The organism is Ruegeria arenilitoris (assembly GCF_013035315.1).
Classification (GTDB): Bacteria; Pseudomonadota; Alphaproteobacteria; order Rhodobacterales; family Rhodobacteraceae; genus Ruegeria; species Ruegeria arenilitoris_D.
In genome coordinates, this window is sequence record NZ_WQHP01000006.1 from 54,326 (window position 1) to 71,628 (window position 17,303).

10 protein-coding genes are annotated in these 17,303 nt (G+C 52.0%); 6 read left to right on the forward strand and 4 right to left on the reverse strand.

Annotation, left to right across the window (positions count from 1 at the left end; translation table 11 throughout):
* Positions 1–187 precede the first annotated feature (187 nt).
* Both GOV53_RS14150 and GOV53_RS14155 read right to left on the reverse strand, forming a co-directional pair.
* Positions 188–973 carry a hypothetical protein gene (locus GOV53_RS14150; protein ID WP_170334740.1) on the reverse strand — a complete coding sequence of 262 codons (786 nt, stop codon included), beginning with the start codon at positions 971–973 and terminating at the stop codon, positions 188–190.
* Positions 974–1,020: 47 nt separating this feature from the next.
* A complete protein-coding gene (locus GOV53_RS14155; RefSeq protein ID WP_170334738.1) occupies positions 1,021–2,694 on the reverse strand; it encodes a sulfatase-like hydrolase/transferase in 1,674 nt (557 codons plus the stop codon).
* 276 nt (positions 2,695–2,970) lie between these two features.
* Between GOV53_RS14155 and GOV53_RS14160 the strand changes: the two genes are divergently transcribed.
* From GOV53_RS14160 to GOV53_RS14175, 4 genes are all read left to right on the forward strand, one after another.
* Complete coding sequence (locus GOV53_RS14160; protein ID WP_170467641.1) at positions 2,971–3,927, forward strand: helix-turn-helix domain-containing protein; 957 nt, start codon at positions 2,971–2,973, stop codon at positions 3,925–3,927.
* Positions 3,928–4,510: 583 nt separating this feature from the next.
* Complete coding sequence (locus GOV53_RS14165; RefSeq protein ID WP_170467643.1) at positions 4,511–11,383, forward strand: GAF domain-containing protein; 6,873 nt, start codon at positions 4,511–4,513, stop codon at positions 11,381–11,383.
* A 3-nt stretch (positions 11,384–11,386) separates the two neighbouring features.
* Positions 11,387–11,728 carry an Hpt domain-containing protein gene (locus GOV53_RS14170; protein ID WP_170467645.1) on the forward strand — a complete coding sequence of 114 codons (342 nt, stop codon included), beginning with the start codon at positions 11,387–11,389 and terminating at the stop codon, positions 11,726–11,728.
* Positions 11,721–12,746: an adenylate/guanylate cyclase domain-containing protein gene (locus tag GOV53_RS14175; RefSeq protein WP_170467647.1), complete on the forward strand. Its 1,026-nt coding sequence runs from the start codon at positions 11,721–11,723 to the stop codon at positions 12,744–12,746. Before GOV53_RS14170 ends, GOV53_RS14175 begins: the two co-directional genes overlap by 8 nt.
* Positions 12,747–13,143: 397 nt before the next feature.
* Here GOV53_RS14175 and GOV53_RS14180 read toward each other — a convergent pair whose 3' ends face one another.
* Positions 13,144–14,076: a LysR family transcriptional regulator gene (locus GOV53_RS14180; RefSeq protein ID WP_170467649.1), complete on the reverse strand. Its 933-nt coding sequence runs from the start codon at positions 14,074–14,076 to the stop codon at positions 13,144–13,146.
* A 112-nt stretch (positions 14,077–14,188) separates the two neighbouring features.
* Here GOV53_RS14180 and GOV53_RS14185 point away from each other — a divergent pair, with 112 nt between their 5' ends.
* Positions 14,189–14,632, forward strand: coding sequence for a cupin domain-containing protein (locus GOV53_RS14185; RefSeq protein WP_170467650.1), 444 nt, complete (start codon positions 14,189–14,191; stop codon positions 14,630–14,632).
* A 4-nt stretch (positions 14,633–14,636) separates the two neighbouring features.
* Entirely contained in the window at positions 14,637–15,437 is an 801-nt protein-coding gene (locus GOV53_RS14190; RefSeq protein WP_170467652.1) for a glutathione S-transferase family protein, read from the forward strand.
* Between the two features lie 92 nt (positions 15,438–15,529).
* Here the strand turns inward: GOV53_RS14190 and GOV53_RS14195 are convergent, their stop codons facing one another.
* A complete protein-coding gene (locus tag GOV53_RS14195) occupies positions 15,530–16,408 on the reverse strand; it encodes a DUF3604 domain-containing protein (RefSeq protein WP_170467654.1) in 879 nt (292 codons plus the stop codon).
* Positions 16,409–17,303 lie beyond the last annotated feature (895 nt).

Sequence of the window (17,303 nt, forward strand, 5' to 3'; positions counted from 1 at the left end):
TTCAGAGCGGAGTGAACAGATAGAATGATGCGGCGTGACGCCAATTTATTTCCTACCGACCCGGAGCGGGCAGGGTTTGGCTCAAGGCAGTTCCAGGAAGGGTCAAGATAAACGCAGAAAACAAATGGCTGAACAGATTTCTGGACTGTGACATAGATGATCTTCGCCGAGGTTGGGTGTGGGTGAACTAGTAGTTGAAACGCAAACCTAAGCCGGCACCTTTATCGTAGGGGCGGTCGGAACCTATGCCGATGAGGAAATCAGCATAAATTGCGATGCCAGGACTGAGGTTCTTGCCAATCTGGAACTCAGCGGTAGCTGGCCAAGCATCGTTCTCCCAGTCATATGGTGCTTTGATATCAGCCTTGGCCCAGTACCCATCGCCAAACGGTTGTAGCGCAATCAACCGCATCGCGGTTTGGTTTATGTCCGTCGGGCCATTGTATGAAGCAAAATGCTGGAGCAGTGGGATCAGCGTCAGCCCTGATTTTGTGTTTGCAAAGGCGAACCCGCCAAAAGGCGCAATTTGATCGGACCCGGTTCCGATCCCTTTTTCCGGGTCGCCAAAGTCCAGTATCCACTCCAGACCAATGGCCGACTTGATGGCCCACGTTTCGTTGAGCGGTCTCTGAGAAGGGAAATAGATCGCTTTGAGGCTCAATTTCTCAAAGTCAGTGAACCGAGTTCCAGTCACATCCGTTGAGTTGTAGTGCAACTCATATTTCAGTTTCAGATCAGGCCGCAGCATGTATGCGCCATCTATAAAGGCGTCCTGCTTGTCAGCACCGTTGCCCAAATCAAAATACTGATACCGGATGTCCGTGTTATTGACTGCGGCCAAAGGGTTTGAAGCGTTTTCATCGGCGATTGCTGAGGCCGCAACAATGCCAGTCGCCAATGCAAGGACAAGCGCTTGGATTTTCATATTGTTTCCAGAATTTTTGTTGTGGATGCCAAGCCCCACATCAAGCATATTATCATCTGATGCAGGGCTTGCATGACTCTTATCAGCTTCACCTTTTAGTCGGGCTGAATGTCCCGCTTGGCGACAAAGGCATCCACCGCTGCGACGGTTTCAGGACGAAGGTTCACGATACCTTCATAGGGACGTCCAGTCGCGGCTGGTTGATCGGGGTACATTTCCTTGAATTTCAGGTGGCGGGCAATAATGCGGTTAAACTCATGTCCAGCCCATGCTCCGATCTCGGTCGATACGCTCTGTTCTTCGCGGGGGTCGCGGAACAGGTTGTAGAACTTGGCCACGATAGCATTTTCACCTTTGGCCGGAACTTTGAGTTTGATGTGTTCCTTTACCACCTCTTTCAGCGAATTGATCGAGTAGATCAGTACATGATCCCTGCGCCCATGCGTATCGCCAATAAACATCAGGGACGTCTGATCGACACCGTCAATGATCCGGTCGCGGGGGATGGCATCCATCGCTCCGCCGATACGCGCAATTGACGTGAACAAATCAGAGATATGAATAATGTCAGATACAATTGAGTCTCCCTCGATCAAGCCGGGCAGGCGGGCAAACGCGTCCACCCGAACGCCTCCTTCAGACGTATCGGCCTTGCCGCCGCGGAAGACCAGCGGCGAAAACCCACTGCCGGGGGCATATTTGGTGAAGTGACCGTTGTCGCCCATCAAAACGATCAGGGTATTATCCCTGAGCCCCAGCGCATCGACTTCGTTCAGAACGACCCCTATCCATTCATCCAACTCTTCCATGCTTTCAACGAATGTACCGCCGTTGGGTGTCGTGAACGCTTCTCTCGTCGTGCGCGTTGTCGACAGAGGGACAAGCGGCCAGTATTGCAGGAAGAACGGTTCATCCCGTTCTGCTAGCAGGCGCAACTGCTCCATCGCCTGTGCCTGATAGCGGATGTTCATTTCATTATATTTGTCCTGGGTCCATTTCTCACCCGGTTCCATATGGACTTCGCGGACCTCCCCGCCAATAACAGCTTCAAGGCCGGTAATCATGTGTCCCGGATCAGGGCGAAACCAATCATCCAGCGTGTATTTGGAGTTGTAGTTGTCTTCCCCTATGGCCATGGTGATTTCTTCCTTGGCTGCATCTTCGTTGAAGATGGCCAACTGGCCCTGCTGATGGATGGGGAACGCGGCGTAGTCAAAGCCCTGATAAGTAGGCCAGGATTCCTGAATGTCGCCCATGTGCCATTTGCCAACATGCGAGGTGTTGTAGCCTACGGATTTCAGAACTTCGGCAATTGTGACTTCTTCATCGGCAAGGCCAAAACCTGAAATATCGACGGCGGTATCGCCCATCCCATTGCGATACGGCTGGCGACCCGTCATGAAGGCGACCCGCGACGGTGTGCAGGACGGCTCGGTATACATGCGCGCAAACCGCATGCTTTCCTCTGCGAGCGCGTTGATATTGGGCGTCGAATACCCGCGTATCGCGTTCATCTCGGGCATACCCATGTCGCCAAAACCCATGTCGTCAATAAGGATGTAGAAGATGTTTGGAGGGTTCCCTCCGTTTTTCTCACGAAAATCGGCCAGCAGTTGGTCAACCTGTGCGTCGTTCTCGACCCAAACGGCTTCGTTTTGCTGCTTCAGCACATAGTATTCCGCATCATGCACGATATTGCTGTCCTGAGCTGCCGCCGTGATAGCGGAGCCGGCAAAGACCAGCGCGGAGAGGAACAGTTTTGATTTCATGAGATACCCCTGTTTCATGATATACTTGTTTTCAGACCTTCAAGGATCAGATGATGGCAAAAGGTTGAAAGGGAGAGTTCGCTGTCTTCAGCCTGTGAGCGCAACAACTCTTTTTCGCTTTTGGTTAGCAGCGTTACGACGCGTTCGGTGCGCACAGTATCTTCAGGCAACGATGGGCGTCCGAACCTCTTCCCTCTCGATTTGTCTGCTTTGTCTTGCAATTGTCCACGCCTACATATTCGAATAACATTTCATGAAAACTACCTGCGGGGCGGAATGGACGACATCAAAAAACGATCAGCCCCCAAAAAAACCTGCGCCCCAAACACACTTTTTTTGCAGGACCCTTCGCAATTCCGCGAGCTGTCCCAATGGGATGTCGAGCTACGTCAAATTGAAGAGGGAACTATGAACTCTTCGGTATCCGTTTGGGCAGGTCTTGACCTTCAAATGATTGATTTGTCGTTTGATAAGGCTGTGTACCAAACCGGAGTTTCTCGCCCTGACATTCTAGCGTTTGGCTTACCAGACAAAGGGAGTGTACGAACTTGGCTTAACGGCTCACCCTCAGACACCGCTCTGATGAATTTTGGTAGCGGAGACCCTTTTGAAGGCGTGAGCAATTCAACGCTCACAGGCCTGACCTTTGGCATCGACATCCGAAGGGCTCAACGGATCGCCGACGATTGCGGTCTTGATATCAGCACCGTGCGAAATGACGCTTTAAGATCCTTCGTTAGCGACGCTGGCAAGCTGCATTACTTAGTCAAAAACAAAGCGCGCTTTCTAATTGGATCAGCGGCCGGACCAAGCTCTGATAGTGAAGAGAGTGATATGATCTTAGAGCTTCTGGAAATGCTGGTGGTAGGCGAAAAATGGAGTGATCGGCGAAACAGTAAAAATAGAACCCGTTTAGCACAACAAGTCGTTGAGTTCATGCGGGCCCATTTGATGGATAACGTGTCAATCGGTGAGGTATGTGCAGATATTCAGGTATCCACATGCACTCTTCGTCGCGCGTTTCAGGAAACATATGGGGTGAGCCCCAAGCAGTTTTATCTAAGAGCCCGTCTCGGTGCTGTGCGCCATGAACTGGTATCCTGCTCGCCAGAGGAGAGTATATCGGACATCGCAAACGCTTACGGATTTTGGCACATGGGTCAGTTCGCGCGAGACTACAGAGCACTCTTTGGACAACTGCCGACACAAACGTTGTCAGGCAAAATGAACTGAAACAGAGCTTGGCAGTCCGCGGCCTAACTTGTCCGCAACACTAGAATTGCAAAGTCGGATTTTGAAGGTCCGCTTAGGGCTGACTGCGGTTCTTTGGAGTAAAAATGCGGATGGCTGCAAAGTCCGCAAAGGAGCCATTCTCTCTGCAGTACATTAATGACTGCTATGCGGAACAGGACGGGAATTCGCCATATTGGCGGCGATAACTGCAGTACAGCCCAAAGCAGACATTCAAAAGCGATGTTTGGGCATTCTGGGAAGTTAAGCGAAACTCTTATCTAAGAGTCCTTTTTTAGAATATATGGCAGCTTTCTTCATGACTCTGCGGACCCGCACAAGGCCGCACCATACCGTCATTGTCCGCATAGCGTGGAACACCACCCGCAAAGAAACTCTGTGACTTCTATCGTATGCCCTCTAAACTCCGGTCTTGCTTGTTTCATTGGTTTGCGTGGGAGCTCGAACGCAGGTGGTTGGAAAGAGGACATCGGAAGAGACGAGGCGTTCAGCGTCGTCATCTGCGCAAAGTTCTGGGCTCAGCGCGGATGAACAGCAGGCTCGGTTTGAAGCTACCGCGCGGGTTATGCAAGCGATCTCCGAGACCAAGGATGACATCCAGCCAGTATGCGACCTGATTGTAGCGCTGGCAAAAGATCTGTGTGATGCCTTTTTTGCCGGTCTGGTACTCGGGCAAGAAGGGGATGCTCGTCAGCAACTGGTTGCAAGCGTCAATTTACACCCGGATATTCAACAGCTCTGGTTCGACGGCAAATACACGATGGAGCCAGGCAACTCCATCGTGACTGACACTATTCTCAGCGGTGAGACAAAACGTGTTGTCGATATGGGCGACACCGATTTTCATAAATCGGGAGATGAGCGTTTTAAGCTCATTGTCGACAGGCATGGATGCAGGAGCAATCTCTTTGTTCCATTGAAAGTGGGTGGCAGCGCAATCGGATGCCTGATGTTGGCACGGGATGAGGTGCGACCTTATTCCGACGATCAGGTCCAGCTGGTTGAGATTTTCGCTGCACAAGCGGTCATTGCAATCGAGAATGTTCGACAGTTTAGCGAGTTGCAGGTGCGTCTGGCGCGTGAAGGTGCCACGCGTGATGTTCTGGAGACGATCAGTCGGTCTCGCGATGATGAAGCGCCGGTATTTCAGACGATCTTGGAAAACACGGCCCGGCTTTGCGAAACAGATGTAGCCACGTTGAGCCTGCTAAATGAGGCAAGAACGCATTTGGAATACGCCGCCCATTTTGGTGATCAATTGGCTACATACAAGGTCGGCGCGGATCGCTGGTCTCTGGACTCAAATTTACAAATTGCCGAGTCCGTGCGGGAAGCGCGCGTCATTCACAACGTCGATTTGCGCGAGACAGACCACTACATCAACGGGGATCTTTGGCGCCGGCAATTGGTTGATGAGGAAGGTGTTCGTTCGTTTCTGACGGTTCCTTTGATGTCAGCAAATGGTGACCCCGTAGGTGTCATCGGGATTTACCGGCGCGAAGTGCGACCATTTTCCGATGACGAGATTTCTTTGGTCGAGAGCTTTGCCGCGCAAGCCATCATTGCCCTCGATAACACTCGTCAAATGAAAGAGCTGCACACTCAGCTGGAACGCCAAGCGGCGACACAGGAGGTTCTAAGTGTTATCAGCAAAAGCCGGGACAATGACGCACGAGTCTTTGAAGCCGTGCTTCAGCAGGCCACTGAAATCTGTGACGCAGATCAGGCGGCGCTGGTTTTGGTCAACGCTGCGGGAACCCATATTCAATTGGCCGGTGCATGGGGGCACGATAGAACCGACGTCGAATTGGGAGAAGAGTGGCCTCTTGACGGTTCGGTCACGGCGGCGGCGGCGATACGCAACTGCAAGGTTGTACGCGTCGAGGACATTGCCGACACAGAGTTCTATCGCTCGGGTGATCCTACTGCTGTTACAATGGTCGAGGTAGAAGGCATCAGGTCGCGCGTTGTCGTCCCGTTGATGCAAGGCGAGCAGGCCATAGGTGCTATTGCGGTTAGCCGCCGCGAAGTCCGCCCGTTTTCTGATCCCGACGTGCAATTCATCGAAGAGTTCGCCAAACACGCAGTCATAGCGATAGAAAACACGCGCCAATTTCGAGAGGTCCAGGAACGACTGGAGCGCGAAAAAGCATCGCGAGAAATCCTCGAAGTCATCAGCCGTAGCCGCGACGACGAAAGACCTGTGTTCCAAAGCATTCTCGAAAACTCCAGCCGCTTGTGCAAAGCCCCGCTCGCTTTTTTATGCGTCGCTGATAACGAACGGGGGCTCGCAACGATCCCGGCCAATATCGGCGCAAGAACCGACTTTGACGAAGCGCTCAAAAATTTTGTGGAGCCGCTAACACGAACGGAATTAGTTGCGATCAAACCAATGATTGATGGCGAGGTCATTCGCCAAGACGATATCGCGGACGATCCCCTGTACTTCAGGGAACGTGACCCGAAACGGGTTCAGATGGTTGAGATTGAAGGAGCCCGCTCGGTTCTGGCAGTTCCGTTGATGAAGGATGGCCTAGGTCTCGGTGTAATTGTCCTCTACCGCCGTGAAGTTGAACCTTTCTCTGACGACGATGTCGCTTTGGTTCAAACCTTTGCAGCTCAAGCCGTGATCGCAATGGAAAACGTCCGTCAGTTCCGCGAAATTCAGGATCGTACAGCGGAAGTGACGCAATCTTTAGAATACCAGACTTCTACGTCTGAAGTTCTGCGGGTTATTTCGGCCTCACCAAATGAGCTGGCACCCGTTCTCGACGCTATCCTCAAAGAGGCCTCCCGTATCTGCGAATTGCAGGATGCCTATGTTGCGATGCTGAACCCTGACGATCAGCTTTTCCATGTGCATTCGACGCTCACGCAGGACACAACCTTTGCTGAATATGTCAAATCTCACCCTATTTCGCCAAGTCAGAGCGGTGTAAGTGGGCGTGCCATTTTGTCGAAACGAACGATCTACATTAAAGATGTTGAAGCGGATTCGTCCTACACATGGATGGAAGAAAGCGGCGTCGGTGAATATAGATCCTTGCTCGGCGTGCCGATGCTAAAAAACAACGAAGTCGTGGGGGTGATTTCTCTAGGGTCACCTGAGGTTTCGGGATTTTCCACCAAGCAGATTCAACTGCTCGAAACATTTGCCGATCAGGCCACTATCGCAATTACGAATGCGAACCTTTTCCGCGAAGTCGAGAAACGGACGGCCGAAGTAGAACAATCACTTGAATACCAGACTGCCACCTCTGATGTCTTGTCGGTTATTTCCCGGTCGCCGAACGAGCTGGAGCCGGTTCTGGAAGAAATCTTGCGGGTTGCAAGCCGGATTTGTGAACCAACTTACGCTGCGATTTCGATCCTCAACCCAGAGGATAATCTTTACCATACTGACATCATGCTAGATTTTGATAGTGATTTCATGAAGTTCATGAAGGCTAACCCTGTTCCAGCCGGTCACGGGAGCGGAATTGGCCAAACCGCAGCACGAGGAGAAACAGTCTACTACGAGGATACAGAGGCTGGCGAGTATGCATGGAAAGAAGCGGCCCGCATTGGAAAATACCGTTCGTTGTTAGGTGTCCCTCTGATCAAGGGCAAAACAGTAGTTGGTGTTATAGTCCTCTGCCACGACAAAGTCGCACCATTCAATTCAAAGCAAATTTCACTCTTAGAGACTTTTGCGGCTCAGGCCGTGATTGCGATCAACAACACTCAGTTGTTCAAAGAAGTTCAAGCCCGTACAGCCGAAGCTGAAGAGACATTAAAGTATCAGAAAGCAACGTCTGAAGTCCTGGATGTTATCTCCCGTTCGCCAAATGACCTGCCGCCGGTGTTGGACGCCATCCTAGAGGTTTCTTCGCGCATCTGCGCGCCGGAGTACGCATTCTTTGCCATGCGGGATGCAGAGGATGGGCTTTATCGTGTTGTGATGTCCCATAACGTAAGCGAGGCGTTTCTAAGATTTCTGACGGATAATCCGATAGCTCCTGAAGAAGGCTCGTGCATCGGGCGAACTGCTTTGCATGGAAAGACAGTCTACATAGAAGATACTCGAAACGACCCAACTTACACTTGGAAACAGGCTGCCGAGATAGGCGACTACCTCACCACTCTCGGTGTTCCGCTTGTCAAAAATGGTCACACGCTTGGTGTTATAGTCATGGCGCACAGGCAGGCTTCGGCATTTAGCGCAAAACAGATCAGCCTGCTGGAAACTTTCGCGTCTCAGGCCTTGATTGCGATTAACAACACGAGGCTATTTGAGGAAGTGCAAAGGCGTACGGCAGAAGTCGAGGAGGCATTGCAGTACCAGACCGCTACGACTGAAGTTCTTGAGGTGATTTCCCGATCTCCCGACGCGTTAGAACCTGTTTTGGAAACGTTGTTGGCCGTTTCGTCCCGTATCTGCCGTCTTCAGGATGCTTTCGTAGCACTCAAGAAACCGGAAGACGGGAAGTATCATTTCTTTGCTGGGCACAATCTGTCGGGCAAATTCGCTGACTTCATAAAGGCGTATCCTTTTGAACCGGGGGAAACATCGGCCTCAGCGCGCGCACTTCTAAATGGAAGAGCTGATTACGTTGAAGATACGCAAGCTGACCCCACATACGATCCTCTTCTTAAATCCAATCTCGAAGGTTATCGATCCGTTCTTTCCGTGCCGCTGATACGAGATGGTGACACAATTGGCGTTATCAGCATGGGAAGCCGAACCACTGCAGCTTTTGACGAGAAGCAAATCAAGCAGATGGAGACTTTTGCCTCGCAGGCGATTATCGCCATTCAGAACTCGCAGTTTTTCAATGACACACAAACAGCGCTTGCGCGCCAAACCGCCAGTGCGGACGTTCTTAGAGTTATTTCTGAATCCCCAACCGATACCAAACCAGTATTCGAGAAGATTGTTGCACTGGCAACGACTCTGATAGATTGCGATCTGGCTATTGCCATTCAAGCGAATAAAACAGAAATTTGGCAGGTCGCGGTCGCAACTCAAGAAGGTTTGGAAGAAGTCAAGTGGACGGATCGACTTCCGATTGACCCCGACGACAATTTACCTTCTCGGGCGATCAAAAGTGGCAAGACGCTCCACATGCCAAGCTGGCGCTACGAAGAACTCCCGAGGCGCGACAAAAAAATCTTTCGCGAGAAGGGCTTTAAATCGTCTTTGATGGTTCCCTTGATGCGCGGAAAAGACTGTTTTGGAAATTTGGTATTTATTCGAAAGACTTCAAAGGCTTTTACCGAAGACGAAGTGTCTATTGCGGAGTCATTTGCGGATCAGGCCATCATCGCGCTAGAAAATGTTCGCCTATTTAATGAAACTCAGGCTTCTCTGGCACGCCAGACGGCGAGTGCTGATGTGCTTCGGGTAATTAGTCAGTCACCTACGGATACAACACCTGTATTTGAAGTGATCGTGGATTCCGCGACGCGGCTTGTTGCATGCGATATGGCCGGTGCGGCGTTATCTGATGATAGTTCGTGGTGGCAAGTTGCTTTGGCTTCGCCCAAAGGGCTGATTCGCGATTTCGGAAGAACCCGGCACCCCTTGGATCCGAAGGACAACTTTCTTTCGTCCGTGTTACTTTCCGGAAAAACCATGCATGTACACGATTTGGCGTCGCGGGGTTTGCCGCGGTTAGCAAAGAAGTTGCACGAAGAAAACGGATTTGAAGCTTTCCTAGGCGTGCCACTGATGCGCGGCGATAAGTGTTTGGGCGGGCTCTATTTCATCAGGAAATCAAAAATACCGTTCTCAGATGACGACATAGCGATGGCCGAATCTTTTGCTGATCAGTCTGTTATTGCCATCGAGAATGTGCGCCTGTTCCGCGAAGCGGAAGAAGCGCGCGAGGCTGCCGAATCTGCTAACGAAGCCAAAAGCGCCTTCCTAGCTACGATGTCCCACGAAATTCGAACCCCCATGAATGCCGTAATCGGTATGAGCGGCCTGTTGATGGACACAGAGTTGGATGCGGAACAAAGTGACTATGCCAATACCATCCGCGATAGCGGCGATGCGCTTTTGGGTATCATCAACGAGATCCTCGACTTCTCGAAAATTGAGGCCGGACAGATGGATATCGAGAACCATCCGTTCGATCTGCGCGAGTGCATAGAAAGCGCTCTCGATCTAATCAGCGGTAAGGCCGCTGAGAAACAACTCGATTTGGCCTATGAGTTCGATGACTCGCTACCTCTGGCAATTAGCGCCGATCTAACAAGACTACGGCAAATTCTGCTGAATCTCCTTTCTAACGCAGTGAAGTTCACCGAAAGCGGCGAAGTGGTCCTGTCTGTTGAGCGATCCGCCCAGGTGCAGGGAGTGCTCGAACTGATGTTCAAAGTCCGAGACACTGGAATCGGCCTATCCCAAAAGGGCATGAGCCGTTTGTTTCAGTCTTTCAGCCAGGCAGATAGTTCAACGACCAGAAAATATGGTGGCACTGGTCTGGGTCTAGCGATCTCGAAACGCCTTGCTGAACTTATGGGCGGGACCATGTGGGCTGAAAGCGATGGCGAGGGGAGCGGGTCCACCTTTGTTTTCAAGATCCAAGCAAAACCTGCGAAGCCAATTAAGTCGTCTTTTCGCAATCTTGTTGGCGTTCAACCTGAACTTGAGGGCAAGCGAATTTTGATGGTGGACGACAATGCCACCAATCGTAAAATCCTTTCTCTGCAAACCGAGAAGTGGGGCACTCGGACCACGACGTGTGAGACCCCGTCAGAAGCGCTGAACATACTGGGAGAAGGCGCCGATTTCGATTTGGCAATTCTCGACATGCATATGCCCGAAATGGATGGAGAAGAGCTTGCCAAAAAGGTTCGCGTCAGGAAGCCGGACTTGCCACTCATCCTTTTCAGTTCACTGGGCCCGCGCGACACAGACCTTGAGCATGGTCTCTTCGCCGCCAACCTTGCCAAACCCTTGCGCCAATCCCACCTGTTCGACACCCTGGTCACACTGTTCGCGACTGAAAAGGTGCGAGTAAAGCCGTCCAAACCACAGGACAAACCTCAAACAGATCCGGATATGGCAACGCGACATCCGCTACGTATTTTGCTGGCCGAGGATAATTTGGTGAACCAGAAACTTGCGCTGCGACTGCTAGAGCAGATGGGCTATCGCGCTGATTTGGCCAGCAACGGTGTTGAAGCAGTCGAAAGCGTCAACCGGCAAACATACGATGTCGTATTCATGGATGTGCAAATGCCCGAGATGGATGGGCTTGAAGCGTCTCGCCGTATCAACAAAGCGCATTCGGATGGAAGTCGTCCTCGCATAATCGCGATGACCGCGAACGCAATGCAGGGGGACCGCGAAATGTGCCTGAAGGCAGGGATGGACGATTATATCACCAAACCGATCCGCGTCCCGGTCCTCATTGAAGCCCTGTTGAATTCCCCCAGAGTAAGAAGGTGATCCATGACAGACAGCCCAATAGATCACGAAATCTTCATGGAGCTTAAAGACGCCACGGGCGAAGACTTTGCTGCTGAGCTTGTGAACACCTTTCTCGATGAAGCGCCCAGTATGATTGACGAATTGATAGCGGCCGCGGGCGAGGCCGATGCCGACCGATACCGGCGTACCGCACATTCCATCAAGTCGAACGCCAACACGTTTGGTGCGACAGCTCTTGCAGAACTGGCCAGGAAAATCGAGCTCGGAGAACTGCCCGATGCCGGAGATCTGACAGATGCGACGGCGCTGGAGACAGCCCTAAACACTGCGGCCGCGGCTTTACGGAGCCTGATTGATGTCTGACGCCCCTGGCCATTTGCTCATCGTCGACGACAACAAGGTGAACCGCTTGCTTTTATCGCGCAGCGTAGAACTTTTGGGTCACCAAGTATCGCTCGCGGAAAACGGCCGGGTTGCGATGGAAATGTTGTCTAACCAGCCGTTTGACTTGCTTCTGCTGGATATCGAAATGCCAGAAATGGACGGCTTTCAGGTTCTGGAGGCCGTCAAATCGGACACCGACCTGCGCGACCTGCCAGTAATCGTGACGTCATCTGTTGAGGGGCTCGACAATGTCGTGCGTTGCATCGAATTGGGGGCCGAAGACTACCTGCCTAAGCCTGTAAATAAGACACTCCTTAGTGCGCGTGTCTCAAGCGGCCTTGAAAAGAAAAGACTCAGGGACGAACAGAAGCGTCTGCTAGAGCGCTTTGCAACAACTGAGGTTGCACAAGACCTACAAGAGTCGGGCTTTGCGATAGGTGGTAAACGTGCCAACGCCTCGGTTCTCTTCTGTGATATTCGCGGCTTCACGACCTTGTCTGAAAACCTCGCCCCTGAGGAAACAATCGACCTGCTCAACACTTTCTACACGTTGATGTTCGAGGCCGTTACCAGCAATGGCGGAATTGTCAGCCTGATGTTGGGAGACGGTTTGATGGCTCTTTTCGGAGTTCCACAGCCGCTGCCGAACTCCGCGCAAAGTGCAGTGGCGGCAGGGTATGAAATGCATAACATGATTGAGATTTTAAATCTCGAACGGTGCTCAGAAGGGAAAAGCAACCTAAAGATCGGAATCGGAATAGCAACTGGCGAAGTCGTCGCTGGTTACGCCGGAACGGACAGCCGGGCAACGTATACTTGCATTGGATCCACCGTAAACCTTGCCGCTCGTTTGGAGGCGGAAACGCAGAATACCGGAAGCCGGATATTGATTGATCAAGAAACCTTCGATCTGTTGCAAGGAATAAACGTGTTGGAGACATTCGGTAGCACCATGATCAAGGGTTTCTCAGATCCGTTCGATATTCATGCGCTATGACCATTCATGCAGCATGACAAGCGCATCTACTTTGGGCGTAGTTGCGCTTGGGGCTTTGCTTTTCGTCCGATGGATTTCATATTTGGCTCAGTGTTTGGAGAGTAGAAATTGTTAGACTTTGCAAAGTCCGCGTTCTGCGCATTGCTTTAGTTGGGACATCGCACAACATCGGTCAAAGTGGGCTCTGTATTGCCGTTCTCTGCGGCAAGTATGATTGGCTGGCTGCGGCCCAAAACGGGCTATTTCAACAGACCTTTGCAAATTTCTCAAAGCGGGCAAAACGTTCGGTCGCTGTGGCTGCGCAAACATCTTCATTGGCAGGTTGAACCTATTTCGGTTCTATTATTCGAAACATCAACTTGTTTCTGTCCGACAGGCGCTGCTTAGGACAGTTTGACTAACTGTCTAAGTCCAATGCTTTCATTAACTCGAAGACTTGGCTACGCATCCAAGCCGCCATCGGGGCGTTGTCGGAACGCTTGTGCCAGATGCCGATGATCAACGCCGGTTCAATATGCATCGGAGGTTCGAACACCTTCAGTCCGAATGTCTTGGCCAATTTCTTTGCAAGTTGCGCGGGTACAAGCGCAATGAGGTCGCTTTCACTTACCGCTCGGCACACGCCACTAAAGACGGGCACGGTCATAGCAACCTGTCGCTGTTTTCCGACGCGGTTTAGGGCAGCATCACCCATTGCAGCCAGATTCCCTTCTGGGGAAAACAAGACGTGGTGGAGTGCGCAGAACGTATCCATGTGCATCTGCGTTCCTTCCTGAAGCTCCTCAAGCTTTGGATTTCCCTTGCGAGCTATCACGTGGAACGGCGAATGGAAGAGTGGCTCCCGATTGACCCAGTCCGGCAGGAGCAAATCTGGGATCAGTGCTATGTCAGCGTTGCGTCGTTCAAGACTGGCCACATAGTCATTCGGAACCAGATCAACCAGCTGCGCTCGTAGATTGGGCGCTGACTTTTGCAGGAGATCTCCTAAGGGTGGCATCAGTAGTTCCGCGAAAAAATCGCTGGCGGCGATCCGGAAAGTGCCTTCAGCGGTTCGCGGATAAAAGGTAGCTGGCGGAGCTAGCAAAGCCTCAAGACGTTCGAGTTCTTCGCGCAAACCGGTTTCAATCCTGGACGCATAATCGGTGGCAACCAAACGGTTTCCCTGCCGGACAAAAAGGGGATCGTCCAAGGAATGACGAAGACGCGACAATGCACCGGAGACTGCGGATTGCGACATGGCGAGCTTGTCGGCCGCCTTGACGGTTGAGCCTTCGCTGAAGAGGGCGTCCAGCACGCGCAAAAGGTTGAGGTCCAGTGTAGCGAAATTCACCTGGCCGATATCCTATATTTGATATTGCGGTTTGCCTGATAGGTTGGTCTTCAGATAAGTTTCTGTCAACGGAAGCGCTTTCGTTTCAATCCGATGCTAATGGAGAGAAACGATGAAGGACCTAGCCCAAATCGAAGGAGCCATCGAATGGCTCGGCGTAAAATACAAAACCATCCTCGGCCCAGAACAGACAGGCGGCGCTATGTCCATCGTCGACAGCTGGTCCCCTGCGGGTAGCGGACCTCCGCGCCATGTGCATCAAAACGAAGACGAAACCTTCGTAATCCTGACCGGCACGTGCAGGTTTTGGTTGGAAGGCGAGGAGTTTTCCGCAGGGGTCGGCGAAAGCGTATTCATCCCACGAGGCAAGGAACAAACCTTCAAGGTGACAGACGACGAACCTTGCCGCCATCTCGTGATCCTGACACCGGGCGGATTCGAAGGTTTCTTTTCTGACATGGCAGCCGGTCAGTGCCGTATTCCCGAGGACCTGCCTGCTATCGAAGAGAGCGCCAAACGGCACAACATGGCCCTCACTGGCCCGCCGTCGGATTGATGCCATGACTGGGAAACACATCGTCTATCATATCCCCGTCTGTCCCTTTTCGCAGCGACTGGAAATCCTACTGGCGCTGCGCGGACTGACGGATGCCGTAGAGTTTCATGTAGTAGACATCACCAAGCCACGAGATCCAGAATTGCTAGCCAAGACCAGAGGGACGACAGCCTTGCCCGTGCTGGAAACCAGCGACGGCCGCGTATTGAAGGAAAGTCTCGTGATCCTGCGCTATCTTGATGAGACACTACCAGGGACACCACTGCGCCGCAGTGATCCTGCCGAGCACGCCATTGAGTCTATGCTGATTTCCGTCGAAGGACCCTTCACAATGGCGGGCTATCTCTTTGTCATGAATCAGGATCAGGCGCGCCGAGATGAGCATTTGAATAAACTTCTCGCGCTCTATCGAGAGCTTGATGATTTCCTAGGTCATTACAACCCGACTGGCCCATTCTTGTTCGAGGACTTCGGTTTGGCAGAAGCTGTTTTTGCCCCGATGTTCAAGCGCTTTTGGTTCTTGGACTACTATGAAGGGTTTAATCTTCCCGAGGGCAAAGAGTACGACCGGGTGCGGATGTGGCGTGATGCAAGTATGGCGCATCCCTCAACTGCGCAGGTGACCGAAGAAGAAATCGTCAAACTCTACTACGACTACGCGCTCGGGGCCGGAAACGGCGCCCTACCTGACGGTCGCAGCGTTTCAAGCTTCACTTTCGAACCGCCCTGGCAGTCAAGGCCCATGCCCCCCAGGGAAAAGTATGCAGTTACAGCCACCGACAAAGAGCTGGGACTTGTCGCCTGACCATGGAGTAGATACTCGGTAACGGACATTCGTACGCGGCGCGGCATTGGAGAAGAAAAACTCAAAGCAGTCGTCATTCGCTGCGCAGAGGGTCAATGACCGCTTTGCCGAAAGAGCAGACTTTCAGCATAGGCAACATCCAGCGGTTCGCCATTTGCACGCGTGTCGTCGAACATCAGGCCGTTAGAGAGGTTCCCGTTGTGCGGAAAAGCCATGACCTTCCCACCCGTCCGCGCCTCGTACGCCTCCATCCAGTCCCACAGGTCCTCGGGATCCGAGCTGTCATAGTTGGAAAATGGGACGATGTCCGCGACCTTGTCGGCTCCGTCACGGAACATAACGACCCGATGAAGGTTGTTTGCATTGGTAACTGACGTCCACTCAAAACCATTCAAGGCCGTGAAGACACCGGGCTCGTTGTAGTGCTCGGCTGTGTCGACAATACGGTTGTAAAATGTCCGCGTCAGGTCGTCATCATCCAGAGGATCGGTGTTCACCATCATAGACTCGCCCCAAAGCACGTAGGCAGCCAATGGATTGCCCGCTTTCACCAGATCATGGACCTGACGACCCCAAGAGTTGGCTAAAAGCTGTGGATTCGACTCGGAAATCATGGGAGCCAGACCGAGATTTTCGGCGTGGTCAGCTACAACAAGAAAGTCGAGTGGTCGCACGAGTTGAGCGTAATCGCCAAGCGAAGCTCGAACTTTCTCGCCACGAGCGAAGCGAAACGCTTCATCTGGCCCAAGCGCATTGCCGACCATTCCTGCATCAGTTGAATAGGACGTGTGCAGGTGGGTATCGCCCCAGAATACCCGGTTGGGAAAAGACTGGTCGACAAATGGCGAGTAGTGTTGCGTACCAATCCTTGCGTCCTCTGGATCAATCGCCAAATCGCCTAAGAAAGACTGCGCCAACCCCGCGCCAGCCATAAGGGCAGTCAAACTCGCTCCAACAAGAATTTGCTTCATCAAACCCTCCGCTACACCGCGAAATCTTTGCAAGTATAGCACACATTCAGATTACCAGTTTGACTTGGATCACGACCAGATTGCCCTAGTGAGATCGCATGATCGCTATATGCTCGAAGAAGACGTTGGCTGCACTTTATATGAGTGTCTGCTATTCTTATGCTTTACCGGTCGGTCCGCCACGCTCGAACCTGAGGCTTTGAAGCGCTAGTTTCAAAGTTATGTGAGGTATATTTGGTGGTATGTTTTGTGGAGATAAAATTTTATTTAATTTAACAGCAAATTATAAAAAATAAATGGTTTCTCCTTGGTCCGCCATTGGTGTACTTGTCAGGCGACACATAGTTCTGCCACCAGCGACAGAACCTTGCCTTTTTCGCCTCACTTCCTTCATCCAGCACCTAGACCGATTTCATTGATCCTGACTTCCTTTTGGTAAAATCAGGGCTGATTTGCAGATCAGACGCCGAAGGCGCCAGTTCCTGCTGATCTGCCACGTGGCGAACGCGGATGGGGGCGAGGCAAAGCTATTCGACAATAGTGGTGCGGCCCGCAGGCGCAGCCGAGGACACGGTGTTGTCTAATAGGGTTGCCCGAGGGGGAAGGCAGCGTCTTACCCCTGATGGCCAAGGGCGTTTTGGCTTGTCCAAATCCCCCTGGCCTCAAAACAAGTGCGGTGGTGCAGGCTGCGCCGATACTTTTTGGCCAGAAAATGTTGCTTTTCTAAAGAATGGAAGAGAGCGGTCACTAGCTGCATTTGCGACCACCGCAATCACCAATTCGATACAGCGGACAACCAGAGATCGCTTCACATAAAACCGCTTCAGTGAAGTTCGCGGTTCTTTGCTCGGGAGTGTCCACCTTTAGGTTGCGAGTGCTTCTAGGTTGCGAGTGC

Bases quoted from the DNA above. Each gene is read 5' to 3' on its own strand.
- GOV53_RS14170 (WP_170467645.1), top strand. From the start codon at position 11,387: ATGACAGACAGCCCAATAGATCACGAAATCTTCATGGAGCTTAAAGAC.
- GOV53_RS14160 (WP_170467641.1), top strand. From the start codon at position 2,971: ATGGACGACATCAAAAAACGATCAGCCCCCAAAAAAACCTGCGCCCCA.
- GOV53_RS14185 (WP_170467650.1), top strand. From the start codon at position 14,189: ATGAAGGACCTAGCCCAAATCGAAGGAGCCATCGAATGGCTCGGCGTA.
- GOV53_RS14195 (WP_170467654.1), bottom strand. From the start codon at position 16,408: ATGAAGCAAATTCTTGTTGGAGCGAGTTTGACTGCCCTTATGGCTGGC.
- GOV53_RS14175 (WP_170467647.1), top strand. From the start codon at position 11,721: ATGTCTGACGCCCCTGGCCATTTGCTCATCGTCGACGACAACAAGGTG.
- GOV53_RS14150 (WP_170334740.1), bottom strand. From the start codon at position 973: ATGCTTGATGTGGGGCTTGGCATCCACAACAAAAATTCTGGAAACAAT.
- GOV53_RS14155 (WP_170334738.1), bottom strand. From the start codon at position 2,694: ATGAAATCAAAACTGTTCCTCTCCGCGCTGGTCTTTGCCGGCTCCGCT.
- GOV53_RS14165 (WP_170467643.1), top strand. From the start codon at position 4,511: ATGCAAGCGATCTCCGAGACCAAGGATGACATCCAGCCAGTATGCGAC.
- GOV53_RS14190 (WP_170467652.1), top strand. From the start codon at position 14,637: ATGACTGGGAAACACATCGTCTATCATATCCCCGTCTGTCCCTTTTCG.